Source organism: Paenarthrobacter sp. AMU7 (genome assembly GCF_041200195.1).
In the GTDB taxonomy this organism is placed as follows: domain Bacteria; phylum Actinomycetota; class Actinomycetes; order Actinomycetales; family Micrococcaceae; genus Arthrobacter.
Genome location: NZ_CP165735.1, coordinates 2,595,011 through 2,621,434, shown reverse-complemented (window position 1 = coordinate 2,621,434; position 26,424 = coordinate 2,595,011). Strand labels below are relative to the sequence as shown.

Below are 26,424 nucleotides of genomic sequence, written 5' to 3'. Positions count from 1 at the left end.
CATGTCAGGCCACTCCAAATGGGCGACCACCAAGCATAAGAAAGCCATTATTGATGGCAGGCGTGCAAAGTCGTTCGCAAAACTGATCAAGAACATTGAAGTTGCTGCCCGAATGGGAGGTCCGGACCTCGCCGGCAACCCCGGCCTGGAATTGGCGGTCACCAAGGCAAAGAAGACCTCGGTACCCAACGACAACATTGACCGCGCCATTAAGCGTGGTGCCGGCCTCACTGGTGAGGTAGTCGACTACACGGAAATCATGTACGAAGCACGCGGTCCGCAGGGCTCTGCTCTGCTGATCGAATGTCTGACGGACAACAAGAACCGGGCAGCTTCGGAAGTCCGCCTTGCCATTTCGCGCAACGGCGGCACCATTGCCGACCCCGGTTCGGTCAGTTACCTCTTTGCCCGCAAGGGTGTTGTGGTCCTGCCGAAGAACGGCCTCAGCGAAGACGACATCCTGATGGCTGTCCTGGAAGCTGGCGCTGAGGAAGTGAAGGACAGCGGCGAGAACTGGGAAATCCACTCCGAGCCCTCGGACCTCCAGGCCATCCGCGACGCCCTTAAAGACGCCGGCATCGACTACGAAACTGATGAGGCCGAATTCGTTCCGTCCATGCAGGTGGAACTCGATGTCGATGGTGCCAGGAAGTTCATGAAGCTCGTCGATGCACTGGAAGACCTGGACGACGTCCAGAACGTCTACAGCAATGCGGACTTCAGCGAGGAAGTGCAGGCTGCCCTCGACGCCGACTAGGCGGGGCAGCTACCAATGTTGATTTCAACCAGGAAGGCCCGGACTTGACTCTTCGCGTATTGGGAGTCGATCCGGGCCTTACCCGTTGCGGCATCGGCGTAGTCGATATTGAGCGGAACCGAAGGGCTACCATGGTGGCCGTCGGAGTGGTGGGGACCTCCGCCGACCAGACCCTGGACAAGCGCCTGCTGGTGATTGCCGAAGCGATCGATGAATGGCTGGACCGGCACGAGCCGGACGTCGTCGCCGTCGAACGCGTTTTCTCCCAGCTGAACGTCAGTACGGTAATGGGTGTCGCCCAGGCGTCAGGCGTGGTGATCGCTGCGGCCGCCCGCCGTGGTATCCCGGTGGCCCTGCACACTCCCTCTGAGGTCAAAGCGGCAGTGACCGGCAGTGGCACGGCCAACAAAGATGCTGTCACCAAACTCGTGACCAAGATCCTGCGCCTGGACGCTCCACCCAAGCCGGCGGATGCTGCAGACGCCCTTGCCCTCGCCCTGACCCACGCATGGCGGGCAGGCAACGGTATGGGCGCAGCGGGTGGATCCTCCAGTGCCGGTTCGCTGACTCCGGCGCAGAAGGCCTGGGCCGACGCGGAAGCCAAAGCGCGCCGCGCACGGTGATTCCCCGCCGTCCTTGCTAGGGTATTCGTAGATATGTTCGGATAGTCCGCTTGGGCCGCAATCATTCAGGAGCCGGGTCTTGATCAGTTTTCTCCGTGGAACCGTAGCCCACGTGGGTTTGTCCACCGCCGTCATTGACCTCAACGGGGCGGGTATGAGCGTCTTTGCCACCCCCCAAACCCTGAGCCACCTCAAAGTTGGAACCGAAGCCAAGCTCTTCACGTCCATGATCGTCCGTGAGGATTCCCTCACGTTGTTCGGTTTCGCGGATGATGACGAACGTGAAGTCTTCGACGTCTTGCTCAGCGTCAGCGGAGTGGGGCCGAGGCTGGCACTGGCCGTCCTGGCCGTGCACGAGCCTGAAGCAATCCGTGTGGCAGCGCACACCGGTGATGGCAAGGCGTTCACCAAGGTCCCCGGAATCGGGCCCAAGGTGGCCGGCCGGATCGTCCTGGAACTCGCGGGCAAACTGGTTCCGCATGGCACCGGCTCCGCAACCACTGCTGCCCAGACTGCCACCAACGCCGAGTGGAAGCCCCAGGTAGTCGCTGCCATGACCAGCCTGGGATGGTCCGAGAAGGACGCTACGGGCAGCATCGACAAAGCCATGGCCGACTCTCCGGAACTGGTGGAGGCCGGTAACGTGGCCCAGATCCTCCGCGCCACACTGCGGTGGCTGGGCCAGGACGGCGCACGCGCCGGCAACCGCGTAGGCAGCCGTGGCTGAGCAGTCACTGGTCAACGGGGGAGAGGAACCGGAAGAGCGGGTCATCGAGGCCGCACTCCGTCCTAAGAACCTGCATGATTTTGTCGGCCAGCATCGCGTCCGTAAGCAACTGGCCCTCGTCCTCGAGGCCTCAAAGATGCGCGGACGCAGTGCCGACCACGTCTTGATGTCCGGCCCACCGGGCCTGGGCAAGACAACTCTGGCCATGATCATTGCGGCAGAAATGAACGCGCCCCTGCGTATCAGCAGTGGTCCTGCCATCCAGCATGCCGGAGACCTCGCCGCCATCCTCTCCTCCCTGTCCGAGGGAGAGGTCCTGTTCCTGGATGAAATCCACCGGATGTCCAGGCCGGCAGAGGAAATGCTCTATATGGCCATGGAAGACTTCCGGGTGGACATTGTGGTGGGCAAGGGAGCCGGCGCTACGGCCATTCCCCTGGAGTTGCCCCCGTTTACGCTGGTAGGAGCCACCACCCGTGCCGGCCTCCTGCCTGGACCGTTGCGTGATCGCTTCGGTTTCACAGGTCACCTCGAGTTTTACTCGGTTGCTGAACTGGAGCTTGTCCTTCGCCGATCTGCAGGCCTGCTGGACCTGAAAGTGAACTCGGCCGGGTTTACGGAGATCGCCGGCCGGTCGCGTGGTACTCCACGAATCGCCAACCGTCTCCTTCGCCGGGTCCGTGACTGGGCCCTGGTTCACGGCATTGACCAGATTGACGCCCGGTCTGCTTCAGCGGCCTTGGACATGTATGAAGTGGATGCCCGGGGACTGGACCGGCTGGACCGCTCCGTGCTGGAAGCCCTCATTACCAAGTTCAATGGCGGCCCTGTGGGATTGTCCACCCTGGCGATTGCCGTTGGCGAGGAGCCGGAAACGGTGGAGACCGTAGCCGAGCCGTTTTTGGTGCGTGAAGGACTGCTGGGTCGCACGCCGCGCGGCCGTATCGCCATGGCTTCAGCGTGGACGCACCTCGGTTATGCCGTGCCGGCCGGAGTCTTCGGCCAGGAAGCACTGGCACTCTTCGGCGAGGATGAAAACCACGCCGAAAGCGTAGATACCGTCGGTTAACACGCCGTGTTCAGCTTTTCCCTCTAGACTGGTATGACGCTCGGCACGTTCGAGTCCTTGATCCATGCAGCCGCCCCGCGGATCTGCCAGGGACGTTGCCGTGAACCAAAACGTAAGTACAGAACGGAACTTCCCTGTGGATCCAATGACCATATTGCTGTTCGTCATGCTTGGACTCTTTGTCTTCATGATGTTCCGCCGCAACAAGAAGACCCAGCAGCAGCAGGCTGAAATGCAGTCCAAGTTCGCTCCGGGCGTCGACGTCATGACCAGCTTCGGTCTCTTTGGCCGCATCGTCTCCATCGACGAAGCCGAGAACAAGGTTGTCATCGAACTTTCCCCGGGTAACGAGGCCACGGTTCACCGCCAGGCCGTCACCAAGGTAGTCGAAGCGCCCGCTGAGGAAGCCCCGGTTGTACCGGACGACGCTTCTTCCCTGACTACCGCAGATGCTGAAGCTCCTGCCGCAGTTGAGACGCCCGAAGAAACCATTGCGCGCCTCAACAAAGAGGACAAGAAGGACAACTAGGATCGTCAGGCGCGGCACCCCCGCGCAAGGCAACTTCTACGGCAGCTGAGAGCCGCCGGCAGACGCTCACAAGCGTTGGCCGGCGGCTGTCCGGCGATAACAGGAAGATCGATAATGGCACGGACCGGCCCCAAAAATTCAGCCCGCAGGGTGCTGACCTGGCTTGGAGCAATATTCGTTGTACTCACAGCTGTCCTCGGTGGCGGAGTTTTGACTGGGAATGCCAGCTGGGCACCCAAGCTTGCCTTGGACCTCGAGGGCGGTACCCAGATGATCCTGGCGCCCAGGGTTGACGGATCCAGCGAGATCAACGAAGAGCAGCTCAACCAGGCAGTTGCCATCATCCGTCAGCGGGTTGATGGCTCGGGTGTTGCTGAAGCAGAGATCAGCACCCAGTCCGGCCGCAATGTTGTGGTCAGCCTCCCGGGTACACCGTCCAAGGAAACCCGCGACTTGATCCAGGCTTCGGCCGACATGAACTTCCGGCCTGTCATCACCTACGGCGATCCCGCGGCCGTCCCGGTGGAATCACGCACACCGGATGACCAGCTGAACAAGCCGACGGCGGAGCCGGCCAATGCGAGTGATGTCAATTGGATCACCCCCGAAGTCCAGAAGGAATTTGAAGCACTTGACTGCGTCAATCCTTCGACGGAAAGGCGTGAACGCTCCGATCCGGCCAAGCCCCTTGTCACCTGCGAAGCTGCCACAGCCAAGACTCCGGCCCTCAAGTACATCCTTGGACCGGTAGAAGTCCGGGGCCAGGACATCAGCGATTCCACTTTCTCCCAGGTGCAGGGCGCCCAGGGTTCGGTCACCAACTCCTGGGGTGTGAACATCGTCTTCAACGGGGATGCCACCGAGAAGTTCAAGGCCGTCACCGAGCGGCTCAACCAGTACTATGTGGCGGCCCAGGCGCAGGGAACTGAAGATCCCAAATCCCAGTTCGCCATTGTCCTGGACGACAAAGTCATTTCCGCACCGCGTTCCCTGGCAGTGATCACCGACGGACGCCCGCAGATCACGGGTGACTTCACGCAGGCTACTGCCAAAGCGCTGTCCGATCAGCTCCGTTACGGTGCCCTGCCCATCAGCTTCGAGATCCAGTCACAGGAACAGATTTCGGCCACCCTGGGTGGGGACCAGCTCCGGCTCGGGTTGTTGGCCGGCATGATCGGCTTGCTGCTGGTGGTGGTCTATTCCCTCTTCCAATACCGGGCCCTGGGCCTTGTCACCATCGCTTCCTTGGTGGTGGCCGGCGTCTTGACCTATCTGGCCATCGCGATCCTCGGCTGGACCGAGAACTATCGACTCTCCCTCGCCGGCGTGGCTGGCTTGATCGTGGCCATCGGCCAGACCGCTGACTCGTTCATCGTCTACTTCGAGCGTATCCGCGATGAACTGCGCGAAGGCCGCGGACTGGTATCCGCCGTCGAAAACGGCTGGAAGCGGGCCAAGCGAACTGTCCTTGCCTCCAAGGCGGTCAACCTCCTTGCTGCCTTGGTGCTTTACTTCGTGGCTGTCGGCAACGTGCGCGGCTTCGCCTTCACTTTGGGCCTGACAGCCCTCGCCGACCTCTTGGTCGTGTTCATGTTTACCCACCCCATGCTGCAGGTTCTGGCGCGCACCAAGTTCTTCGGGGAAGGCCACCGATTCTCGGGCCTTTCCCCGGACCGTCTTGGGGCAGTTCCCTTGTACCGTGGCGCGGGCCGGCTCCGTACACCTGACGAGAAGCCCCCGGCTGTCCGTGCGCGGAACACCGGCGCAGTGGCTGAAGCTGAACGTCGCATGACCATCGCCGAACGGCGCCTTGCCGAGAAGGGCCAGTTGACTGGTTCCTCCAAGGCAACCAAGGAGGAGAAGTAATGACTACGAGCTTCGCAACCTTCGGCCATGAGCTGTACACGGGCAAGCGCTCGTACAACTTCGTCAATTCGAAGAAGATCTGGTTCATCATTGCGGCCGTCGCGGTGGCCCTGTCCATCCTCATTCCGGTGGCCAAGGGCGGTTTCAACCTTGGCATCGAGTTCCGGGGCGGCTCGGAGTTCACCGTCTCCAACGTGAGCACCACGGACGCCAGCCTTGGCGAAAAAGCTGTGCACGACGTCGTACCCGGCGCCATCCCGCGCGTGGCAAACGTCGCGGGCAACACCATGCGGATCCAAACGGACCAGCTCACTGATGATGAGACCAACCGCATCAAGGACGGCCTTACCAGCGCCTATGGCGTTACCGAGAATGAAGTGACGTCCAACTTTGTGGGTCCCACCTGGGGTCAGGATGTCACGCGACAGGCGCTCATCGGCCTGGTGGTGTTCGTTGGTTTGGCGGCTGTCCTGATGGCGCTGTACTTCAGAACCTGGAAGATGTCGTTGTCGGCCCTCGTGGGCATGCTTGTCACAATGTTCACCACAGCGGGTGTCTACGCCTTGAGCGACTTCGAGGTGACGCCGTCGGCCATCATCGGCTTCTTGACGGTCCTGAGCTACTCGCTCTATGACACCGTCGTGGTCTTCGACAAGATCCGCGAGAACACGGCCGATATCTCGACTTCCACCCGCCGTACATTCGCCGAAGAGGTCAACCTGGCCGTCAACCAAACCCTGGTCCGCTCCATCAACACCATGATGGTGGCCGTGCTCCCGGTGGCAGCGATCCTCTTCATCGGCGCCGGTCTCTTGGGTGCGGGCACGCTGCGTGACCTCTCGCTGGCGTTGTTCGTCGGTATCCTCATCGGTACGGCAGCCACCATCTTCATCGCGGCGCCCCTGTACGCCTGGTTGCGCCAAGGTGAACCGGAACTCGTAAAGCAGGCCAAGAAGGTAGCCCACCGCCGGGCCGAGGTCACCGTCTAGGCCCTGGCAACTCCTCTGTTTGACCAAGGAGCCGGTCCCCGCAGTTACGCGGGGACCGGCTCTTTGACTTGCCCGTCCCGTGCGTCATGTGCTGCCCATTTGCAGAAGCATTCACTGACGGGAATAGACTTAGAGAATTATTCGGTTGTGAGGGGTACTTCTGTGGAAGAACGTGCGACGTCGGCACCACCGGCGGGCGGGGAAGACGGCCACAATGCTGTGGCGGTTCCAGCAACAAGCATGGCTGGACGGACTGCGGGAGCTGTGCCGGTGGATACCCCAGGCGCGCGTCCAACCTTCCCGGGCCGTCGGGAGCGTACACGTTCCCGTTTGGCCCGTCTGACCGGTCGTGGCGTGGCTCCGTATTCTCCGATCCTCGAACCTTTGCTGCGGACAGTGCGGGCCAACAACCCCAAAGAGGACTTTGACCTGATCCAGCGGGCCTTCGCCGTTGCGGAGCGAAGCCACCAGGGCCAGAAACGCAAGAGTGGTGATCCCTACATCACCCATCCGGTTGCCGTGGCCACCATCCTGGCTGAACTCGGAATGACAGGAACCACCCTGGCAGCGGCGTTGCTTCACGACACCGTGGAGGACACGCCCTACACACTCGCTGACCTGACGAGGGATTTTGGTCCCGAGGTTGCCATGCTGGTGGACGGCGTGACCAAGCTGGACAAGGTCAGCTTTGGCGAAGCCGCGCAATCAGAGACCGTCCGCAAGATGGTTGTGGCCATGGCCAAGGACATCCGGGTCCTGATGATCAAGTTGGCCGACCGCCTGCACAACGCCCGTACGTGGCGCTTTGTCTCCGCTGAGTCTTCCTCCCGCAAGGCTCGTGAAACGCTGGAGATCTTTGCCCCCCTGGCTCACCGACTGGGCATGAACACCATCAAGTGGGAGCTCGAAGACCTGTCCTTCGCTGCCCTGTATCCCAAGGTGTACGAGGAAATCGTGCGCATGGTGGGGGACCGCACGCCGGAGCGCGAGAAGAGCCTCAGTGTCATCCGCAACCAGATAGCTGATGATCTGCGCACGGCCCGGATCAAGGCGACCATCACCGGGCGTCCCAAGCACTACTACTCCATTTACCAGAAGATGATCGTCCGGGATAAGGACTTCGACGACATCAACGACCTCATGGGCGTGCGCGTCCTGGTGGACTCGGTCCGGGACTGTTACGCAGCTCTGGGTACCCTGCATTCGCGATGGAATCCCCTTCCGGGGCGGTTCAAGGACTACATCGCCATGCCCAAGTTCAACATGTACCAGTCGCTGCACACCACGGTGATCGGCCCGGGCGGCAAGCCCGTGGAGATTCAAATCCGAACCCATGAGATGCATCGCCGGGCCGAGTACGGTGTGGCAGCACACTGGAAATACAAGGACCAGCCAAACCGCACGGCGCAGGGCCCCGGCAGCCCCCGCGATGGGGACATGGGCTGGTTGCGGTCGTTGGTGGACTGGCAGCAGGAAACGTCGGACCCCGGCGAGTTCCTGGACTCGCTGCGTTATGAGATTAATGCACGCGAAGTTTTCGTCTTCACCCCCAAGGGTGAGGTCATGGCCTTGCCCGCGGGATCGACTCCCGTCGATTTTGCCTACGCCGTCCACACGGAGGTCGGCCACAGGACCATCGGGGCCCGCGTCAACGGCAAGCTGGTCCCGCTCAACAGTGAGCTGAACCATGGCGACTGGGTGGAGATCTTCACGTCCAAGGCCGAAGGGGCCGGTCCCAGCCAGGACTGGCAACATTTCGTCAAGTCGGCACGTGCACGCAACAAGATCCGCCAGTGGTTCACCAAGGAACGCCGCGAAGAAGCAATCGATCGCGGCAAGGACATGCTGACGCGGGCCATGCGGAAGCAGAACCTGCCCTTGCAGCGCCTTATGACGCACGACGCCTTGTCTGCGGTGGCCGAGGACTTCCACTACGTAGATATCTCCGGGCTCTACGCAGGGGTGGGCGATGGACATACCTCCGCCCAATCCGTGATGGAAAAACTCGTCGAGCACTTGGGCGGCCACGAGACTCCGGATGAAGACCTCGACGAAGTCAGCATTCCGACGCAGGTTGCCAAGTCCAAATTCTCGGACTCCGGAGTCATCGTCCGCGGTGTGGGAGACGTCTGGGTCAAACTGGCCCGTTGTTGCACACCCGTTCCGCCGGACCCCATCCTGGGATTCGTCACCCGTGGCTCGGGCGTCTCCGTCCACCGGACCGATTGCACCAACGTTTCGGGGCTCAGGGACCAACCGGACAGAATCGTGGAAGTGGAATGGGCTCCCACGCAGTCGAGTGTGTTCCTGGTGGAAATCCAGGTGGAGGCGTTGGACCGTAAATCCCTGTTGTCCGACGTGACGAGGATTCTGTCCGAAAATCACGTGAACATCCTCGCTGCCTCGGTCCACACCTCGAGCGACAGGGTTGCCATCTCGAAGTTCGCTTTCGAAATGGGCGACCCCAAGTACCTGCACCACGTCCTGAATGCCGTACGCCGCATTGATGGCGTCTTTGATGTCTACCGCACCACGGGTAACAGGCGGCGCAGCTAGCCGGAAGCAAGGTGTGCAAGGGTGGCCAGCGCACGCCGCTTGTGGGGAACGCGCGGTGTTGCCTCCACGGCCAGCGTGAGGAGTCTCAACCGGATTCCCAGGTCGTCCTTGGCCAGGAGACGCCTCAGGGCAGGCAGGGCGCGGTCACTTTCCACGTGCAAGGCGATGTCAGCTGCGGTGCGGAGCGGGCTGCTCACCAGCATCCCGCCCAGACTCACTACGTCCATTTGACCAAGCCGGACCTCGTGGAGGCTGCAGGCGGTGCTTCCGCGCAGACTTGAAATGCGGTGCTTCGCATCAACCAGGAGCGACAGGCGCTCCGGAGGGTTCGCGCAGCCGTAGATCCACGCGGCCGTGAGGCGGCCGGCAACTACTTTGGTCCGGATCCGTTCCGGAACTGTGAGGGCTGCTGCGCGGGCCCGGAGGCGATGGGTGACAGCGGTGCCCGGCGAGGCGTAACTCTTCCCGTAGAGCGGCAGCAGGATGCCGTCGAAGGCCATGCCCTGGAGTTCGTTCCACGTAAAGATCCGATGGGGGGAGTACAGCTCTGGGATGGCCGGCTCCGATAGGTGCGGGGCGGCGGCAGCGGGGTCCATCCACTGATCATTCCGCGCCGCCGCCCAAGCAGTACAGGCTCCGTTCCGGTTATGTGGATAACCGGAACGGAGCCTGCGGTAGTGCCTTGCCAGAAGCGCTAGGCGAGATCGCTTGCAGAGCGCTGAATCTGGTCCAGCCACGCCTGGCGGGCCTCCAAGGCCTCGCGGGCAGTCTTGATGCGGAGCTGGTCGCCTGCCTTTTCAGCCTTCTCGAGGTCATCCTTAAGGCCGGCGATGGCAGCTTCGAGTTGCGAGAGGGCGCTGTTGGTGCGCGCCTTGGTCTCCGGGTTGCTCCGGCGCCACTTCTCTTCTTCGGCTTCCTTGACGGCGTCTTCAACCTTGCGGAGTCCGGCCTCGATGCGACCCATGTCCCCTCGCGGAACCTTGCCGGCATCTTCCCAGCGGTCCCTGATGGACTGGAGGGCCTTCTTGGCTGCGTTTAGGTCCTTGATGGGAAGCAGGGCCTGCGCTTCAGCTACCAGCTGCTCCTTGACCACCAGGTTGGCGGTGTACTCCTGGTCGATCTGGTCGTTGGCTGCCTGGCGGTTGCTGAAGAAGACATCCTGGGCGGCGCGGAAGCGGCCCCACAGTGCGTCGTCATCCTTGCGGCTCGCCCGGGGGGTGGCTTTCCACTGGTCCATCAGCCTGCGGTATTCACCGGCGGCAAATCCCCAATCGGTGGAAGAGGAGAGGGCCTCGGCCTCGGCAATCAGCGCTTCCTTGGCGGACTTCGCTGCTGAATTGTTGCTGTCAAGTTGTGAGAAGTAGGCGCGGCGGTGACGGTCAAAGACTGTGCGGGCCGAACGGAACCGCTTCCACAATGCGTCCTCATTGCTGCGGCCCAGGCGTACGCCGCTCTTCTGCGCCGCCTTCCAGGTTTCAAACAACTCGTTCATGCGGGCGCTGGAGGTCTTCCATTGAATCTGGGCAGGATCCTGTCCGGCAATGGATTCGGCTTCGGACACTATTGCTTCACGTGCAGCGAGTTCGCCGGCCCGCACAGCCTCGTGTGCTGCCTTCTCCGACTTTTCCAGCTCCACGATCTGGGTGGAAAGGGCGTCCAGGCGTGCTTCCGCAGACCGGATATCGCCCACCATGGTGCGCTCTGCAAGTTGTTCGCGGAGATGAGTGACGGTCTTTTGCATGTCCGTGGCCGGGGCCTTGGACTCAACACGGTGTTCCAGCAGGACCACTTGGGCAATAATGTCGTCGAACTTCCGGGCGAAGTAACCCAGGGCTTCGTCGGGACTGACCCCCGGGTACTGGCCGACGGCGATCTCGTCACCATCCAGCGTCAGGAACACGTGGCCATCGCCTTCGGCGCGGCCCCACTTGGCTGCCTCGGCGAGCGACGCGGCGGACACGGCCGGGGCAGCGGGAACGACGGCGGCGGGAGCCTTGGGGCGGGCCGCAAGCGCTGCAGGTGTTGGGGCAGCGGACGGGGCAGGTCGCGGTGCGGCCGGCTCACTTGCGGCTGATTCGGCCTCGGGCGTCGCTGCAGGTTCCGGTTTGTCCCCGGCTGCTGCTTCGGCCCCGGCTGCTGCCTCATCAACAGGCGCTGGTTCTTGTGCAGCTGCCGGCGCGACGGAGGTTTCCACATGGTCGGGGCTGGTCGCCTCGACTGCTTCTTCTTCGTTGGCCACTACTGCTGTTTCGTCGGATTTCTGACTGTCTGTCACCGCTAAAAGTCTTTCGCTTGGAGGGACTGCTCAGGTAATGCACCCCGGGCCGGGGCCTGGAGCTGGTTACTTCAGAGAAAACGAGTCTATCGTGACAGGTGCCACAGGGGCGCCGTCACTGGTGCTTTCGCCGGTTTTCAGGCCTGCGGCGGCGATGTTGGTAACTACGTCCAGCCCGCTGGTTACCTTGCCCACTACGGTGTATCCACCGGCCGTGTCAGCAGGAATGGTGGTGTCCTTGTAGACGATGAAGAACTGGTGCCCGTTGCCATAGGCGTTGTTCCCGCTGCGGGCCACGGCTATCGTCCCCGCAGGGTACTTGTTGTCTGCGGGCGTGTTTTCCAGCGGACCCCATCGGTAGTTGGGGTCGTCCGCGCCGTCTTCGGACGGGGCGCCGCACTGCAGCAGCCCGAAGGTTTCCGAGGTCGTCAGGCGGTGGCAGAACTTCCCGTTGTAGTAGCTGGAGTCGCTGAGTGACTTGAACACTGCCGCGGCCTGGGGTGCAGCCGTTCCGTCCAGTTCAACGCCGACCACTCCGCTGTTCAACGCGAGCTCGCCGGTGAACGTTTTTCCAGCGGCTGTGTCCGGGCTGGGAATGTCCGAACTGTTAGACGCAGACGGCGAAGCGGACGGAGAGCTGAGCCCGGCTTCTGCTGCGGCGAACTCCGCTTCGGTGGGGTTGGAGCTGAAGACCGTCAGTTGCAGCACGACGGCCAGAACCACCGCTGCGGCGCCTGCGCCAACGGCGATGGTGTTGTCGCGTTTGCGCCGCTTGCCCTGTTCCTGCCGCAGGGCACGCTTGGCTTCCATCTGCCTGATGCGCCGTTTCGCTTCGCGGTCATCCCGCGACCTTGTTGCCAAGAGTCCTCCTGATTGTGTCCACTTCCGGGGCCGCCGACAGGAACCCGGGCATGCTGCATTAGATGTGCACGCGCGGAAAGCATAAACTGGCTGCCGCACATAGTTTATGCATGACCGGCTGGACGCCCGCCCTGTAAACGCCGTACGGGCGTTTTAAAGCTGTGGGTCCCATACCAGCGTCAGCTTTCTTCGAGGAGACATTTCCACCATGGCACGTACCGCCTCCCTGTCCGGATTCCCCGAGTGGCTTCCCCAGGAGCGGTTGGTGGAGCTCCACGTGCTGGATACGCTCCGCAAGACGTTCGAGTTGCATGGGTTTTCGTCCATCGAGACCAGGGCAGTGGAAACTGTGGGGCAGCTGCTCCGCAAAGGCGAGATCGACAAAGAGGTTTACGGGCTGAGCCGGCTCCAGGATGACGAGGGTGAGGCTGCGAAGTCAGATAAAGCGGATCCCAACGCCTTGGCCCTGCACTTCGACCTGACTGTTCCCTTCGCCCGTTACGTGGTGGAGAACGCCGGCTACCTGGCGTTCCCCTTCCGCCGCTACCAGATCCAGAAGGTGTGGCGTGGCGAGCGGCCGCAGGAAGGCCGCGCCCGTGAGTTCACCCAGGCGGACATCGATGTGGTGGGCGACGGCGAGCTTCCGTTCCGCTACGACGTCGAGATAGCCCTGGTCATTGCCGAGGCGCTGAGCGCGTTGCCGATTCCGGACTTCCGGCTCCGGATCAACAACCGGAAGCTGGCCGAGGGTTTCTATCGCGGGATCGGCCTGGCGGACACTGCCGGGGTCCTGCGCAGCATCGACAAACTGGAAAAGATCGGCGCTGCGAGGGTGGCAGAGCTGTTGAAGAGCGAGCTTGGTGCCACGGACGAGCAAGCCGGACTGGCCTTGGAACTGGCTCGTATCCGCACTGAGGACACCTCCTTCGTCCAGCAGGTCCGCGCCCTGGGCGTCACCGATGAGCTCCTTGAGGAAGGGCTCAACGAGCTGGAGCAGGTCATCCAGGCGGCCGTACAGCGTGCCCCGGGAAAGGTGGTTGCCGATTTGAGCATCGCCCGCGGCTTGGATTACTACACCGGAACTGTCGTCGAAACCGTGCTGGTGGGCCATGAGCAGCTCGGTTCCATTTGCTCCGGTGGCCGCTATGACGCCCTGGCCAGCAAGGGCAACCGCAAGTTCCCCGGCGTCGGCCTTTCCATCGGTGTGACGCGCCTCGTATCGCGCATCCTTAGCCAGGAACTGGCGACGGCATCGCGCTCGGTCCCCACAGCGGTCCTGGTTGCCTTGAATACGGACGACAGCTGGTCTTCCGCGCAGGATATCGCGGCACAACTGCGGGGGAGGGGCATCGCGACCGAAGTTGCTGCAAAAGCCGAGAAGTTCGGCAAACAGATCAAGTTCGCCGACCGGCGCGGTATCCCGTTTGTGTGGTTTACCGACGACGACGGCAAACACCAGGTCAAGGACATCCGCACCGGTGAGCAGGTTGACGCCGACCCCGCAGAATGGACGCCGGCGGAAGAGGACTTGCACGTCCGCGTCACCACCGCCTGATACCGGCATCGCTTGTTCCGCCGTTTGGCGGGAGCCGCGGCCGGGGCGGGTAAACTCGGACGGGACCGCCATTGCAGCGGTCCCTATAAATTTCATGCTGAAAGGAATGCTGTGCTGCGCACACATGACCTCGGATCACTTCGCTCCGAGCACATTGGACAAACCGTTACCCTGGCCGGCTGGGTGGGCCGCCGCCGTGATCACGGTGGCGTTGCATTCGTTGACCTGCGTGACGCGTCCGGTGTCGCCCAGGTGGTAGTCCGTGAGGAAGAGGTCTTCCATGGCCTGCGGAACGAGTACGTCCTGCAGGTGACGGGTACCGTCAACAAGCGTCCCGAAGGCAACGAAAACCCGGCTCTGGCGACGGGTGACATCGAGGTGATCGCTGACAAGGTGGTCATCCTCAACACCTCTGAGCCACTTCCGTTCCAGATCGACGAACACGTTGAAGTTGGCGAGGAAGCACGCCTTAAGCACCGTTACCTGGACCTTCGTCGTCCCGGCCCCGCCCGCAACATGCGTCTGCGTTCGGAGGCCAACCGTGTGGCCCGCGAACTGCTGCACCAGCGTGGCTACGTCGAAATTGAGACACCCACGCTGACGCGTTCGACGCCGGAAGGCGCCCGCGACTTCGTTGTCCCGGCACGCCTGGCGCCGGGTTCCTGGTACGCCCTGCCGCAGTCGCCGCAGCTTTTCAAGCAGCTGCTCCAGGTGGGTGGCTTTGAGAAGTACTACCAGATTGCCCGTTGCTACCGCGACGAGGATTTCCGTGCGGACCGCCAGCCGGAGTTCACCCAGCTCGACATCGAAGCCAGTTTCGTGGACCAGGACGATGTCATTGAGCTGGGCGAGGCAATCGTCAAGGCTCTGTGGCAGCTCATCGACGTCGAGATCCCCACCCCGATCCGCCGCATGACGTACCTGGATGCCATGGCCAAGTACGGCTCGGACAAGCCGGACCTGCGCTTCGGTGTGGAGCTGACTGAGCTTACGGAGTTCTTCAAGGACACCAACTTCGGCGTGTTCAAGGCACCGTACGTCGGCGCAGTGGTCATGCCCGGCGGAGCTTCGCAGCCCCGCCGTACGCTGGACGGCTGGCAGGAATTCGCCAAGCAGCGCGGACACAAGGGCCTCGCCTACGTGCTCTTCAAGGAGGACGGCGAGCTCGCCGGCCCCGTTGCCAAGAACCTCACGGAAGAAGAGCGTGCCGGACTGGCCGACGCCGTGGGCGCCAAGCCTGGTGACTGCATTTTCTTCGCCGCCGGTGAGAAGTCAGCGGCACGCGCCCTGCTCGGTGCTGCCCGCGTGGAAATTGGTCACCGTACCGGCCTGATCGACCCCAACGACTGGGCGTTTGTCTGGATCGTGGACGCTCCCATGTTCGAGCCCGCCGCCGCAGCTGTCGCTTCCGGTGACGTAGCTGTGGGTGGAGGGCAGTGGACGGCTGTGCACCACGCGTTCACCTCGCCCAAGCCGGAATTCCTGGACACCTTCGACCAGGACCCGGAATCCGCACTGTCGTATGCCTATGACATCGTTTGCAACGGCAACGAGATCGGTGGCGGTTCCATCCGTATCCACCAGCGCGAAGTGCAGGAACGGGTCTTCCAGCTCATGGGGCTTGACAAGGAAGACGCCGAAACCAAGTTCGGCTTCCTGCTGGAGGGCTTCAAGTACGGTGCACCTCCGCACGGCGGAATGGCCCTCGGCTGGGACCGCGTTGTTGCTTTGCTCGCCGGTGTGGAATCCATCCGCGATGTTATTGCGTTCCCGAAGTCGGGCAACGGCTACGACCCCCTGACTGCCGCTCCTGCACCGATCACTCCGCAGCAGCGCAAGGAGGCAGGCGTCGACTTCAAGCCGGAAGCCAAGCCTGCAGCCAAGCCGGAAACCACCACCGTCTAAACGGTCACCCAAAGGCTCTCCACTCCGGTGGAGGGCCTTTGGCGTTTCTCCCCAAGACTCCCTCAACGAAAGGTGCTGCCGGATGCTGGAGCAAACCGTGCTGGAAACGCTCATGGATAAGGCCTGGCCGGCCCTTGAGCGTGAAGACCTTGTTGGCGAAGGCACGGTGAAGTGGGTGCTTCGTGCTTCAAACGGGGTGACGCAACGGGCCAATTCTGTGTGGCCGGCCAACCCGGCAGACAGTGCAAAAAGTGCAGGCAGTGCAGAAAGTCATGCAGTGGCCACCGGCCTGGAGTCTGCCGCTGACCTTGAGCGATCCGTCACCGCCGCATCGGAGTGGTACCGGCGCCGCCGTCTGCCATTGATTTTCCAAGTGTTCGATGACTCCCGCAGTGCTGCCCTCAATGATCTCCTGGACCGCCGCCGCTTCACCCGGCAGTCCGAAACGAAGATCATGCTCCGCGGCCTGGACTCATTGCCGTCCTGCCAACCGACGGTGGAGATGCTCGAACTGCCTTCTGAGGAATGGCTCAGTCTCTGGTGGTCCGTCGATGGCCGCGGGGGTGAGGCCGAATTATCGGTCGCTCACAGGATCCTCACCGGCTGCCCGGCGCTGTACGCAACGGTGAGGGACGACGACGGCGTCCCCGCCGCCGTCGGGCGCCTCGCCCTGGTTGATGGCTGGGGTGGTATCTACGGTATGGCGACGTCTGCCAGGCACCGCCGGCGCGGATACGCCGCCCAGGTGCTGGCCGCGTTGCTGCATGCCGGTGCTGGGCGGGATCTCAAGGGGGTCTGGCTTTTGGTCACGGCCGCCAACCACGGGGCACAGGCGCTGTACACGCAGGCTGGATTCGTGGACCACGGCAGCTACCTGTACCGGCAGGCTCCACTGAAACGTGCCCTCAGCGGCTGCTAACCCGCCGCCCCCGGATCAGTCACAGTAATCCGGATCGAGCAGGCGTCTGCTGCCGCTTTCTGCAGGGCCGCGGATTTGATCTCCTGAATGTCCAGGAATGCCAGCCGTGTGCGGCCTGTGAAGGCCTTGAGGGCGGGCTGCGCAAGAACCTGATCCACCAAGGCCCTGTCTCCGCCGGGCACGATGTACTCCATCAGGTGCTCCGTGAAGATCCTGGCCGCATGTTCCGCCGTGGACCTGGCATCGATGAATCGGTTCCCGCTCTTGGAAGCGATGATGGTGGTGCCGCTGGCCGAGGCCACAGCGTAACCGCCGCGCCGGACCAGCACCAGGCCCAGCCCGCGTTCCTGGGCGGCCAATGAGGCGAGGCGGTGGAGTTCGCTGCTTCCCCGGCCGGGGCGTCCGTCGGATGGCCATGGCGCCTTTAGCAGCGCGGTGGCTCCGTCGGCTGCGCGCAGGAGGAGGCCGCCGTCGTAGAGGTCTTCCACCACGGGACCGTGGCCGGCCGCGAACCGTTCCACCCAGCCCGGCAACCTGGTGGCGGACACCAAAGCGGTCCGGATGGCCTGGTGGCGATGGGCAGATGCTCGGCGGTCCATGGTGGATGTCTCCTTTGCTGGAACTATGAGTAGCCTATCCATGTGGAAGATCTCTTTGGTGCCGGTGCTGACAACGACGACGGGTCGGAGGAACCGGCGGCCTCGCCGTATTCGCCCGGGGGGCCTTCCGACGCGCACTGGATGGCGTCCCAGCGCAGTCCCCTCGCAGTGCGGATGCGCCCCCGTACCTTGGACGACGTCGTGGGGCAGCAGCACCTGTTGGGCCATGGTTCGCCTCTCCGGCAGCTGGCAGCCGGGGCCGAAGCTGCCGGTCCTGCCGGACCGAGCTCCGTGATCCTTTGGGGGCCTCCGGGGACGGGAAAAACCACGCTGGCCCATGTGATCGCGCGGGGTCCCGGAAGGAAGTTCGTGGAATTGTCTGCGATCACCGCAGGCGTCAAGGATGTCCGGCGCGTCATGGATGAGGCCTTGACGGCCCGCGACCTCTATAAGAAAACCACCGTCCTCTTCCTGGACGAGATCCATCGCTTTAACAAGGCCCAGCAGGACGCCCTGCTGCCGGGTGTCGAGAACCGCTGGGTGGTGCTCGTCGCCGCCACCACGGAAAACCCGTCATTCTCGGTGGTGTCGCCCCTGTTGTCGAGGTCCCTGTTGCTGACGCTGAAGCCGCTCACCGATGACGACATTGGGGGACTGCTGCAACGTGCCGTCGCCGATGCGCGCGGCCTTGCCGGACGTGTGGAGCTCAGCCCGGAGGCGCTGGACCATCTGGTGCGCCTCTCCGGCGGCGATGCCCGCAGGGCGTTGACCGCGCTGGAAGCCGCTGCCGGGGTCGCGTTCGGTGACAGCACCGCCGTCGGGCCCGAACCGGACGGTACCGATGCCGTGCCGGGGGAGGACGGCGACGCTGGACCAATCAACGACGACGGCGAGCCGGGGCTCGCCGGCGACGGCACCCCTGACGCTCCGGTGCTGGTGGAACTGCGCCATACCGAGCGTGCCTTGGACGCCGCGGCGGTTCGCTATGACCGTGCCGGGGACCAGCATTACGACGTCGCCAGTGCTTTCATCAAATCCATCCGTGGCTCGGATGTCGACGCCGCGCTGCATTACCTGGCCCGCATGCTTGAAGCGGGCGAAGATCCACGGTTCGTTGCACGACGCATCGTGATTTCCGCCGCTGAAGACATTGGAATGGCCGATCCCACAGCGCTGCAAACAGCAGTGGCGGCGGCCCAGGCGGTGCAGTTGATCGGCATGCCGGAGGGGCGGATCGTCCTCGCCGAAGCTGTGGTCCATTTGGCTACCGCGCCGAAATCCAATGCCGCGTATATGGGCTTGAACAAAGCGGTGGCTGATGTCCGGGCAGGGTTTGGCGGTGGCATCCCCATGCATTTGCGGGATGCGCATTACCCCGGGGCAAAACAATTGGGGCATGGCAAGAGCTACAAGTACGCGCATGACGAACCGCACGGTGTGGCAACCCAGCAGTACCCGCCCGACGATTTGGTAGGGAAGGACTACTACCAGCCCACCAATAACGGAGCCGAACGGGATATTGCCGGCAGGTTGGAACGGCTCCGCAAGATAGTGCGTGGGGAGTAGGCAAGGGCGCCCATTCCCCTCGAAGGCCCACAGGCGTCAACCACGTTGTGCATGGTACGATTGTTCCTTGTCTGGCATGGCCCGACGCACAATCCCACTGAAGATTCCTTCAACAGTGCTGTGCGCCCGGGCTAGTAGCAAGAGGCAGCGGTTGGCCGATGCTCTCCCTGATGGAGGCCAGTAACACTGACACACCGCAGTAATTGGAAGGACACAAGTGGCTAACAACACTCGTGCTCGCCGTACCGCACGCCTTTCGCGTGCACTCGGCATCGCTCTGACCCCCAAGGCCGCCAAGTACATGGAGCGCCGCCCGTACGGCCCCGGTGAGCATGGCCGTGCCCGCAAGAAGCAGGACTCCGACTACGCCGTACGTCTGCGCGAAAAGCAGCGTCTGCGCGCCCAGTACGGCATCCGCGAAGCCCAGATGACCCGTGCCTTCGAAGAAGCACGCCGCACCAAGGGCCTGACCGGTGAAAACCTGGTTGAGCTGCTCGAAATGCGTCTGGACGCCCTTGTGCTCCGTGCAGGCTTCGCCCGCACCATCGCACAGGCCCGCCAGCTGGTTGTGCACCGCCACATCATGGTTGACGGCATCCGCGTGGACCGCCCGTCCTTCCGCGTTGGCGAAGGCCAGCTCATCCACGTTCACAGCCGCTCCGAGGTCATGCCCCCGTTCCAGGTGGCAGCTGCAGGCGCACATGTTCTGAACAACGTGCCGCCGTACCTGGACGTCAAGATCGAGGCCCTGCAGGCACGCCTGGTTCGTCGCCCCAAGCGCTCTGAGGTCCCCGTGATCTGCGAAGAGCAGCTCGTCGTCGAATTCTACGCTCGCTAAATTCAAGCAGCGTATACAAAGAAGCCCGTGGCACATGCCGCGGGCTTCTTTGTATGTAAGGTACCGGTCCAAAGTGGGTAAGGTACTTGGGAGGCCTTGTCCAAAGCCGTTCAGCGGCTGGTGCAGGGCAATGCAACAACCCTAGGAGAAGAGTTCTATGTCTGGTGGCGACATCGCCGGCCTCATCGCAGCAGGAGTCTTCGCGCTCCTTGTGTTGTTGTTGGCTGTGCCAATCTTGAAGCTGGGTGGCGTTTTTGACGAGGTCCGCACCTCCATCCGGTCCATCAGCGACGGTGCAACCCCCTTGATGGATGAAGTGACCGCTACGGTTACCACCACCAACCAGCAGCTGAAGAAGGTTGACGGGATCGCCTCGAACGTCTCCGATGCCTCGGCCAACATCTCCGCGTTGTCCTCTCTGGTGGCGGCCACGGTGGGTTCTCCCTTGATCAAGGTGGCTGCCTTCAGCTATGGCGTACGTTCCGCCTTCGCCGGCCGCCGTGCACCTTCCTCCGGCCGCCGCAGCCGCTGACCTGCGCAGCAGCTGCCCTATACAGTCGCTGAATAAGAGGGAGAAAGAAACCCATGAAAAGAATTGTGTGGATGGGCATCGGCGTCGCCATCGGCGTCATTGCCTTCCGGAAGATCACTGAGGCCCAGGCGAACATCGGTCCTGAGGGCTTGAACCGTGCCGTGGGCCGGATGGCTGACGGCTTGTTCGATTTCGCCGACGCGGTCCGGACGGGCATGCACCAGCGGGAAGAGGACCTTCGGGCGGCGTTGGGGATTGACGACGCCGGAGCAGGCCGACGCTAGCGGAGCGGTTCGCTCCCACGCCCGCAACAGGGCAGAATGGAAAACTGCGGAACGGCACCAGCCGGTACCGCGCACATGACGTGCAGTGAATTGAGAAGGGTAAGTAATCAGCTAATGAAGTCGCAGGAGATCACCAAACGCTGGGTGGACTTTTTTGTCAGCAAGGGCCACACCGCCGTTCCCTCCGCGTCGCTCGTTTCCAGCGACCCGTCCCTTCTCTTCACCGTCGCCGGAATGGTGCCGTTCATTCCGTACCTGACTGCGCGCGAAGAACCCCCGTACAGCCGTGCCACGAGCGTCCAGAAATGCATCCGCACCGGAGACATCGAGGAAGTTGGGAAAACGGCCCGCCACGGGACGTTCTTCCAGATGTGCGGCAACTTCTCCTTTGGCGACTACTTCAAGGAAGACGCCATCAAGTTCGCGTTCGAGCTGCTCACCACCAGCGTTGACGACGGCGGCTACGGACTTCCCGCCGAGCGCCTCTGGGTGACTGTCTACGAAGAAGACGACGAAGCCAAGGAACTCTGGCTCAAGAACACCGGCATCCCGGCCGAGCGCATCCAGCGTATGGGCAAAGCCGACAACTACTGGTCCACCGGCCAGCCGGGTCCTGCCGGTCCCTGCTCGGAGATCTACTACGATCGCGGCCCCGCCTACGGCATCGAAGGCGGCCCGTTGGCCGATGAGACCCGGTACATCGAGATCTGGAACCTCGTGTTCATGCAGTACCAGATCGAGAATGTCCGTTCCAAGGTGGACTTCGACATCGTGGGAGAGCTCCCGCAGAAGAACATTGACACCGGCCTGGGCATGGAACGTCTCGCGATGATCCTCCAGGGCGTCGAGAACATGTACGAAACCGACCAGGTCCGCCCGGTCATCGACAAGGCTGCAGAACTGTCCGGCCGGGAGTACACCTCGGCCGAGTCTCCGGAGGACCCGCACCATACGGACGACGTCCGTATGCGCGTCGTCGGAGACCACATTCGTTCTGCCCTCATGCTGATTGCTGATGGTGTTTCGCCGTCCAACGAAGGCCGCGGCTATGTGCTGCGCCGCCTCATTCGACGCGCAGTCCGCGCCATGCGGCTGCTCGGCGTCGAAAAGGCCTGCCTGCCGGACCTTCTTCCCGCCTCCCGTGACGCCATGAAGGGCGTCTACCCCGTGGTGGAGACGGATTTCGCCCGGATCAGCCGCATTGCCTACGCCGAAGAAAAGGCGTTCCTGCGCACCATTGCTTCGGGCACGGCCCGCCTCGAGGATGCCGTGGCGGAATCGAAGGCCGCCGGTGTTCCGCTCTCCGGCGCCGACGCCTTTGCCCTGCACGACACCTATGGGTTCCCGATCGACCTGACACTGGAAATGGCGGAAGAGGCCGGCCTCAAGGTGGACGAAGCAGGATTCCGCTCGCTTATGCTCGAGCAGCGCCAGCGTGCACAGGCTGATGCCAAGGGTAAGAAGGGTGGCCACGCGGACCTCAGCGCCTACCAGGATCTCCTGGGCAAGGGCGAGACCGTCTTCACGGGCTATGACGAACTTGAGGGCGAATCCACGGTCCGCGGCATCGTCAGCGGTGGCCGTGCTGTAGGGCATGCCTCCACCGGCGACGAAATTGAGCTGGTCCTCAACGAAACCCCGTTCTATGCCGAAGCGGGCGGCCAGTCCGCTGACACCGGCCTCATCACCGGCGATGGCTTCGTGGTGGAGGTCCTGGACGTTCAGCGGCCCATCAAGGGCCTGAGCGTGCACAAGGCTATTGTCCGTGAAGGCGAGATTGCCTCAGATGCGTTGGTGCGCGCCGCCGTCGACCGTGAACGTCGCCACGCAGCCGAGCAGGCCCACACCGGCACGCACATTGTGCACGCCGCCCTGCATCAAATCCTGGGCCCGGAAGCTACCCAGCGTGGCTCCTACAACAAAGCCGGCTACCTGCGTTTCGACTTCGCCTGGGGTGAGGGTCTGAGCACAGCCACGCGGTCCGAGATCGAAGAAGTATCCAACATCGCCATCCGGAACAATTACCGGGTAGACACCAAGGTGATGGGGCTCGCTGAAGCCAAGGCGCTGGGTGCCATGGCACTGTTCGGCGAAAACTATGGCAGCGAAGTGCGCGTCGTGGAGATCGACGGCGCCTGGTCCCGCGAGCTGTGTGGTGGAACGCACGTGTCGAACACCTCGCTCATCGGCAGCCTTTCGCTGCTGGGAGAGCAGTCCGTTGGCTCCGGAAACCGCCGTGTTGAAGCCTTCGTTGGCCTGGACGCATTCCGTCATCTGGCCGCCGAGCGGGCCTTGGTGACTGAGCTCACAGAACTCCTGAAGGTTCCCTCCGGGCAACTCGCCGACCGCATTTCCAGCACGCTGAGCAAGCTGAAGGCAACGGAGAAGGAACTCGACCGCCTTCGCAAGGAGCAGCTGGCCGCGGCTGCCGCAAACCTGGTGGGCACTGCAAAGGACGCTGCGGGTGTGCGCGTAGTAGCCCACGACGCCGGTCAGGTCGGCGGTGCCGACGATCTCCGGAATCTCGCCTTGGACCTCCGCAGCCGCCTCGGCTCGGAGGCTGCCACGGTGGCTGTGGCAGGCGTCAGCAATGACCGCCCGGTGATCCTCATCGCCACCAATGAGGCCGCCCGCGAAGCAGGCGTCAAGGCCGGCGCGCTGGTTCGCCTTGCTGCCGGCATCCTTGGCGGTGGCGGTGGCGGTAAAGACGACGTCGCCCAAGGCGGCGGCGCCGACGCTGGGAAGGTCCCTGAGGCCCTCACAGCGGTGGTGGATGCGATAGCCAAGCGCTGACGGTGGCTGCAAGTACTCACGGTGACGTCTACCCCCGGGGCATCAAGCTGGGGGTAGACGTCGGCACCGTCCGTGTAGGCGTCGCCATCTGCGATCCCGACGGAATTCTGGCCACACCCTTCAAGACTGTTTTACGCGACGCCAAGAAGAACTCCGACGTCCGCTTCGTGGTCAAGCACGCCGCTGAACTGCCTGCGGTGCAGATCTTTGTGGGCCTTCCCCGCACCATGAAGGGTGAGGAACGTGCCTCGGCAGACATGGCCACCGCGTACGCCGAACTCCTCGCCAACGAACTGATGCGGGTTGGTTTGGACATCCCCGTGAGCCTTGTGGACGAGCGGCTTTCGACCGTCACGGCACACCGCAACCTGCATCAAGCTGGCATGAGCAGCAGGAACCACCGTAAAGTGGTTGATCAGGTTGCCGCTGCTGGAATACTGCAGCACGCAATTGACATGCAAAAAGCCAGAGGAACGGACGTTGGCCGCCGAGTGCAGGCACCGGCGCAATCCGATAAGCCCAGCAGTGCCCCAACGCTGCGGGCTGCCTCCGGCCGTGAACCCGATTCTTCTACGAGGGGACTGCAACTGTGAGCCCGGTCAACAACGACCCCTCCAGCGGTACCGCCGGCGGCGGTATGCCGCTGACCCGCAAAGAGCTGCGGGCGCGGGAACGATTCCTCGCCACGCAGAACCATAACGTCGTACCCGTTCCCGAAGCGACCCCCGGGGAAGCCGCTGCTGCGTCCGCGGACCGTGAGCCTGAATTGCCCAGTCCTGTTCCCGCGGTGCCCCCGGCTCCGGTTGCGCCACCTGTGCCGGCTGCTCCACCCGTTCCCGTGTCAAAGCCTGCTGCTCCTCCCGTTCCCGCCGCGCAACCAGTGTCTACAGCGCCGAGTCCTGCCGACGAGCCCACCCCGGCGTCCACTGACGAATCGCCGTCCGTTGAGACTCCGGAGGAAGCGCGCCCGGCTGAACCGGATCATGGCGGGAATCACCTGGAGGGCGCTGAAGCCCACGAGGTGGAAGGACATCACCACCCCGGGCATGAGGACTCCGACCCTACGCACGACGTCGCCGGGCATGGGCCCCACAGCGATTTTCATGATGAGCACCACGCGGATGGGGTTCACCACGATGAACACCACCCGGACGATCTTTACCACGATGAGCACCTCGTCGATGGTCTTCACCACGATGAACACCACCACGACCTCATCGCGCCTGTAGAGCAGACGGCTTCCTCCAAGGCAGCGGTCAAGAAGGCCCGCCGCCGTCGTCGCGTCCTTGCCCTGCTGATCACGCTGGGTGTCTTCGTTGCCGCAATAGCCATCGGGGCCCAGTTCCTGAAGCCCTTGCTGGGCATGGACAAGGTCACCGACTATCCGGGCCCAGGTACGGGCTCGGTCAACATCACTGTGCCCGAAGGCTCCGGACCGAAGGCGGTGGCCGTAGAACTCGTCGAGAACAAAGTGGTGGCCGACGCCGATGCCTTCGTCAAGGAATTCCTTAACGACGGCGGCGAATTGTCCCCGGGCGAGTTCACCTTCCGGACCGAGATGAAGAATTCCGACGCCGTGGATGTCCTGGTCAACAAGGACGCATCCAAGGTGATGTACTTCGCCCTCAGTGCGGGCCTTCGCATCAATGAGTCGCTGGAAGCCATTTCCAAGGGCTCGGGTATCTCCATGCAGGAACTCAACGCGCTCAACCAGGCCCCGGCACAGTTCGGCATTCCGTCCAAGGCCAAGAACCTCGAAGGCTTCCTGGCCCCGGGGGAGTACCGCTTTCCGCTCGGCACGCCGGCCAAGGACATCATCCAAAAGTTGGCCACTACCACGCTGGATGAGCTCAAGTCCCAGGGAATCACGGAACCGGGCAAGCAGTACGACACCGTGACCATCGCCAGTATTGTGCAGGCAGAAGGCGGTCAAGCGGACTATGGAAACGTGGCCGGCGCCATCTACAACAGGCTCAAGCCAAACAATGTGGAAACCAGCGGCCTGATCCAGTCTGACGCCACGGTGACCTACGGACTCGGCAAGAAATCCTTCCATCTCACGGAGGAAGAAAAGGCCGATAAGTCCAATACGTACAACACGTACGCCAATGTTGGGTTGCCGGCTGGACCCATCGGCTCACCGGGCAAGACTGCCATTGATGCTGCGGCCAAACCCACCCAGAACGACTACATGTACTGGGTCACCATCAACCTGGACAGCAAAGAAACCAAGTTCTCCAAGACGCTGGCTGAGCACAACGTCTACGTTGAGCAGTACAACGCGTGGTGCCAGGCCAATCCGGGACGGTGTGTGTGAGTCGTCGTGCCGCAGTCCTGGGGCATCCGATCTCGCATTCGAAGTCACCGGCCCTGCATACTGCTGCCTACGCCAAACTGGGCGTTGACATTGAATACTCCGCAATCGATGTCACCGTGGACGGCCTTCCAGCATTCATGGGCTCACTCTTCGGCGATGACTCCTGGTGCGGGCTCTCAGTGACCATGCCGTTGAAGTCGGCCATGGTCAAGGAGGTTGACGAGGTCCGCGGCGCGGGCGCCCAGTTGGGAGTCATCAACTCCGTGGTCTTTGAACACGACGGCGGAGCGGTGCGACGCGTTGGATACAACACCGATGTCGCCGGGATCGTTGAGGCGGTCCGGTATGCCGGGGTTGCTTCCACGCCCCACGCGGCCATCCTGGGTGGCGGCGGTACCTCCGCTGCGGCCGTTGCGGCTGTCAAGGAACTTGGTGGCAGCCACGTGGATGTCTTCGTCCGTGATGCAGGGCGTGCCGGTGAGGCGGAAGCCGCTGCAGCCGCCGTCGGAATTTCCCTCCGTGTCAGACCGTTGACTGAAGCAGCCACCGCTGTGGCGGGCACCGACCTGGTGATCTCCACATTCCCGCCGCGTGCCGCCGATTCCTTGGCGGATGAGTTGGCGGCGTTGCCGGGAACAGGGGCCGGTGTGCTTTTGGACGTTGCCTACGATCCCTGGCCCAGCCGCCTTGCTGAGGTGTGGCATGGTCACGGAGGCGCCGTAGTCCCGGGCCTTGAGATGCTGATGTACCAGGCGGCCGAGCAGATCAGGCGCTTCAGCGGCTGTGACGTGGATGCCGCCGTCATAGATGTGATGTGCGACTCAGTCGGGCTTCCCCGGCGAGTGTTCTAGAAGCCTTACATGG

23 protein-coding genes are annotated in these 26,424 nt (G+C 62.9%); 19 read left to right on the top strand and 4 right to left on the bottom strand.

Annotated elements, in window-relative coordinates; genetic code table 11:
• The first annotated feature begins 1 nt into the window (after nucleotide 1).
• From ABQM86_RS12010 to ABQM86_RS11975, 8 genes are all read left to right on the top strand, one after another.
• Nucleotides 2–757, top strand: a complete 756-nt coding sequence (locus ABQM86_RS12010) for a YebC/PmpR family DNA-binding transcriptional regulator (protein WP_089595251.1) — start codon at nucleotides 2–4, stop codon at nucleotides 755–757.
• Between the two features lie 44 nt (nucleotides 758–801).
• Complete coding sequence (gene ruvC / locus ABQM86_RS12005; protein WP_207593690.1) at nucleotides 802–1,380, top strand: crossover junction endodeoxyribonuclease RuvC; 579 nt, start codon at nucleotides 802–804, stop codon at nucleotides 1,378–1,380.
• 79 nt (nucleotides 1,381–1,459) lie between these two features.
• On the top strand, nucleotides 1,460–2,107 hold the full coding sequence (ruvA, locus tag ABQM86_RS12000) for a Holliday junction branch migration protein RuvA (RefSeq protein WP_207593689.1): 648 nt from the start codon (nucleotides 1,460–1,462) through the stop codon (nucleotides 2,105–2,107).
• The gene (gene ruvB / locus ABQM86_RS11995; protein WP_089595248.1) at nucleotides 2,100–3,176 is read left to right on the top strand and encodes a Holliday junction branch migration DNA helicase RuvB; all 1,077 of its coding nucleotides are present in this window, start codon (nucleotides 2,100–2,102) and stop codon (nucleotides 3,174–3,176) included. Before ruvA ends, ruvB begins: the two co-directional genes overlap by 8 nt.
• A 145-nt stretch (nucleotides 3,177–3,321) precedes the next feature.
• Nucleotides 3,322–3,705 (top strand): preprotein translocase subunit YajC, encoded by a 384-nt coding sequence (yajC, locus tag ABQM86_RS11990; RefSeq protein WP_198318222.1) that lies wholly within the window; start codon nucleotides 3,322–3,324, stop codon nucleotides 3,703–3,705.
• Nucleotides 3,706–3,819: 114 nt separating this feature from the next.
• Nucleotides 3,820–5,571: a protein translocase subunit SecD gene (secD, locus tag ABQM86_RS11985; protein WP_207593688.1), complete on the top strand. Its 1,752-nt coding sequence runs from the start codon at nucleotides 3,820–3,822 to the stop codon at nucleotides 5,569–5,571.
• A complete protein-coding gene (gene secF / locus ABQM86_RS11980; RefSeq protein WP_207593687.1) occupies nucleotides 5,571–6,560 on the top strand; it encodes a protein translocase subunit SecF in 990 nt (329 codons plus the stop codon). Before secD ends, secF begins: the two co-directional genes overlap by 1 nt.
• Before the next feature lie 162 nt (nucleotides 6,561–6,722).
• Nucleotides 6,723–9,116 carry a bifunctional (p)ppGpp synthetase/guanosine-3',5'-bis(diphosphate) 3'-pyrophosphohydrolase gene (locus tag ABQM86_RS11975; RefSeq protein WP_207593686.1) on the top strand — a complete coding sequence of 798 codons (2,394 nt, stop codon included), beginning with the start codon at nucleotides 6,723–6,725 and terminating at the stop codon, nucleotides 9,114–9,116.
• On the opposite strand, the gene ABQM86_RS11970 is transcribed toward ABQM86_RS11975, so the two are convergent.
• From ABQM86_RS11970 to ABQM86_RS11960, 3 genes are all read right to left on the bottom strand, one after another.
• Nucleotides 9,113–9,712 (bottom strand): hypothetical protein, encoded by a 600-nt coding sequence (locus ABQM86_RS11970; protein ID WP_207593685.1) that lies wholly within the window; start codon nucleotides 9,710–9,712, stop codon nucleotides 9,113–9,115. The two genes, ABQM86_RS11975 and ABQM86_RS11970, sit on opposite strands and share 4 nt — an antisense overlap.
• 98 nt (nucleotides 9,713–9,810) lie before the next feature.
• A complete protein-coding gene (locus ABQM86_RS11965; protein ID WP_369744516.1) occupies nucleotides 9,811–11,391 on the bottom strand; it encodes a DUF349 domain-containing protein in 1,581 nt (526 codons plus the stop codon).
• 66 nt (nucleotides 11,392–11,457) lie between these two features.
• Nucleotides 11,458–12,252, bottom strand: a complete 795-nt coding sequence (locus ABQM86_RS11960) for a peptidylprolyl isomerase (protein WP_369744515.1) — start codon at nucleotides 12,250–12,252, stop codon at nucleotides 11,458–11,460.
• 208 nt (nucleotides 12,253–12,460) lie between these two features.
• Between ABQM86_RS11960 and hisS the strand changes: the two genes are divergently transcribed.
• The 3 genes from hisS (at nucleotide 12,461) to ABQM86_RS11945 (ending at nucleotide 16,631) form a co-directional block, all read left to right on the top strand.
• Nucleotides 12,461–13,807, top strand: a complete 1,347-nt coding sequence (gene hisS / locus ABQM86_RS11955) for a histidine--tRNA ligase (protein WP_207593682.1) — start codon at nucleotides 12,461–12,463, stop codon at nucleotides 13,805–13,807.
• 111 nt (nucleotides 13,808–13,918) lie between these two features.
• Nucleotides 13,919–15,712, top strand: a complete 1,794-nt coding sequence (aspS, locus tag ABQM86_RS11950) for an aspartate--tRNA ligase (RefSeq protein ID WP_207593681.1) — start codon at nucleotides 13,919–13,921, stop codon at nucleotides 15,710–15,712.
• 82 nt (nucleotides 15,713–15,794) lie between these two features.
• Nucleotides 15,795–16,631 carry a GNAT family N-acetyltransferase gene (locus tag ABQM86_RS11945; RefSeq protein WP_369744514.1) on the top strand — a complete coding sequence of 279 codons (837 nt, stop codon included), beginning with the start codon at nucleotides 15,795–15,797 and terminating at the stop codon, nucleotides 16,629–16,631.
• Here ABQM86_RS11945 and ABQM86_RS11940 read toward each other — a convergent pair.
• Nucleotides 16,628–17,230, bottom strand: a complete 603-nt coding sequence (locus ABQM86_RS11940; protein ID WP_369744513.1) for a Vms1/Ankzf1 family peptidyl-tRNA hydrolase — start codon at nucleotides 17,228–17,230, stop codon at nucleotides 16,628–16,630. The two genes, ABQM86_RS11945 and ABQM86_RS11940, sit on opposite strands and share 4 nt — an antisense overlap.
• A gap of 42 nt (nucleotides 17,231–17,272) precedes the next feature.
• Between ABQM86_RS11940 and ABQM86_RS11935 the strand changes: the two genes are divergently transcribed.
• From ABQM86_RS11935 to ABQM86_RS11900, 8 genes are all read left to right on the top strand, one after another.
• A complete protein-coding gene (locus ABQM86_RS11935; RefSeq protein ID WP_369744512.1) occupies nucleotides 17,273–18,796 on the top strand; it encodes a replication-associated recombination protein A in 1,524 nt (507 codons plus the stop codon).
• Nucleotides 18,797–19,013: 217 nt separating this feature from the next.
• Nucleotides 19,014–19,634, top strand: a complete 621-nt coding sequence (gene rpsD, locus ABQM86_RS11930; RefSeq protein WP_207593677.1) for a 30S ribosomal protein S4 — start codon at nucleotides 19,014–19,016, stop codon at nucleotides 19,632–19,634.
• 157 nt (nucleotides 19,635–19,791) lie between these two features.
• Entirely contained in the window at nucleotides 19,792–20,166 is a 375-nt protein-coding gene (locus ABQM86_RS11925; protein ID WP_011774967.1) for a DUF948 domain-containing protein, read from the top strand.
• Nucleotides 20,167–20,219: 53 nt separating this feature from the next.
• Nucleotides 20,220–20,450: a hypothetical protein gene (locus ABQM86_RS11920; protein ID WP_280622932.1), complete on the top strand. Its 231-nt coding sequence runs from the start codon at nucleotides 20,220–20,222 to the stop codon at nucleotides 20,448–20,450.
• 114 nt (nucleotides 20,451–20,564) lie between these two features.
• On the top strand, nucleotides 20,565–23,243 hold the full coding sequence (gene alaS, locus ABQM86_RS11915) for an alanine--tRNA ligase (protein ID WP_207593675.1): 2,679 nt from the start codon (nucleotides 20,565–20,567) through the stop codon (nucleotides 23,241–23,243).
• Nucleotides 23,244–23,245: 2 nt separating this feature from the next.
• Entirely contained in the window at nucleotides 23,246–23,836 is a 591-nt protein-coding gene (ruvX, locus tag ABQM86_RS11910) for a Holliday junction resolvase RuvX (RefSeq protein WP_207593674.1), read from the top strand.
• Nucleotides 23,833–25,560, top strand: coding sequence for an endolytic transglycosylase MltG (gene mltG / locus ABQM86_RS11905; RefSeq protein WP_369744511.1), 1,728 nt, complete (start codon nucleotides 23,833–23,835; stop codon nucleotides 25,558–25,560). The genes ruvX and mltG overlap by 4 nt, the downstream gene beginning before the upstream one ends.
• The gene (locus ABQM86_RS11900) at nucleotides 25,557–26,411 is read left to right on the top strand and encodes a shikimate dehydrogenase (protein ID WP_369744510.1); all 855 of its coding nucleotides are present in this window, start codon (nucleotides 25,557–25,559) and stop codon (nucleotides 26,409–26,411) included. The genes mltG and ABQM86_RS11900 overlap by 4 nt, the downstream gene beginning before the upstream one ends.
• The last annotated feature ends 13 nt before the right edge of the window (nucleotides 26,412–26,424 follow it).

Coding starts and splice junctions, on each gene's coding strand:
- ABQM86_RS12010 (WP_089595251.1), top strand. CDS start 2: ATGTCAGGCCACTCCAAATGGGCGACCACCAAGCATAAGAAAGCCATT.
- yajC (WP_198318222.1), top strand. CDS start 3,322: ATGACCATATTGCTGTTCGTCATGCTTGGACTCTTTGTCTTCATGATG.
- secD (WP_207593688.1), top strand. CDS start 3,820: ATGGCACGGACCGGCCCCAAAAATTCAGCCCGCAGGGTGCTGACCTGG.
- secF (WP_207593687.1), top strand. CDS start 5,571: ATGACTACGAGCTTCGCAACCTTCGGCCATGAGCTGTACACGGGCAAG.
- ABQM86_RS11970 (WP_207593685.1), bottom strand. CDS start 9,712: ATGGACCCCGCTGCCGCCGCCCCGCACCTATCGGAGCCGGCCATCCCA.
- hisS (WP_207593682.1), top strand. CDS start 12,461: ATGGCACGTACCGCCTCCCTGTCCGGATTCCCCGAGTGGCTTCCCCAG.
- ABQM86_RS11945 (WP_369744514.1), top strand. CDS start 15,795: ATGCTGGAGCAAACCGTGCTGGAAACGCTCATGGATAAGGCCTGGCCG.
- ABQM86_RS11940 (WP_369744513.1), bottom strand. CDS start 17,230: ATGGACCGCCGAGCATCTGCCCATCGCCACCAGGCCATCCGGACCGCT.
- ABQM86_RS11925 (WP_011774967.1), top strand. CDS start 19,792: ATGTCTGGTGGCGACATCGCCGGCCTCATCGCAGCAGGAGTCTTCGCG.
- ABQM86_RS11920 (WP_280622932.1), top strand. CDS start 20,220: ATGAAAAGAATTGTGTGGATGGGCATCGGCGTCGCCATCGGCGTCATT.
- alaS (WP_207593675.1), top strand. CDS start 20,565: ATGAAGTCGCAGGAGATCACCAAACGCTGGGTGGACTTTTTTGTCAGC.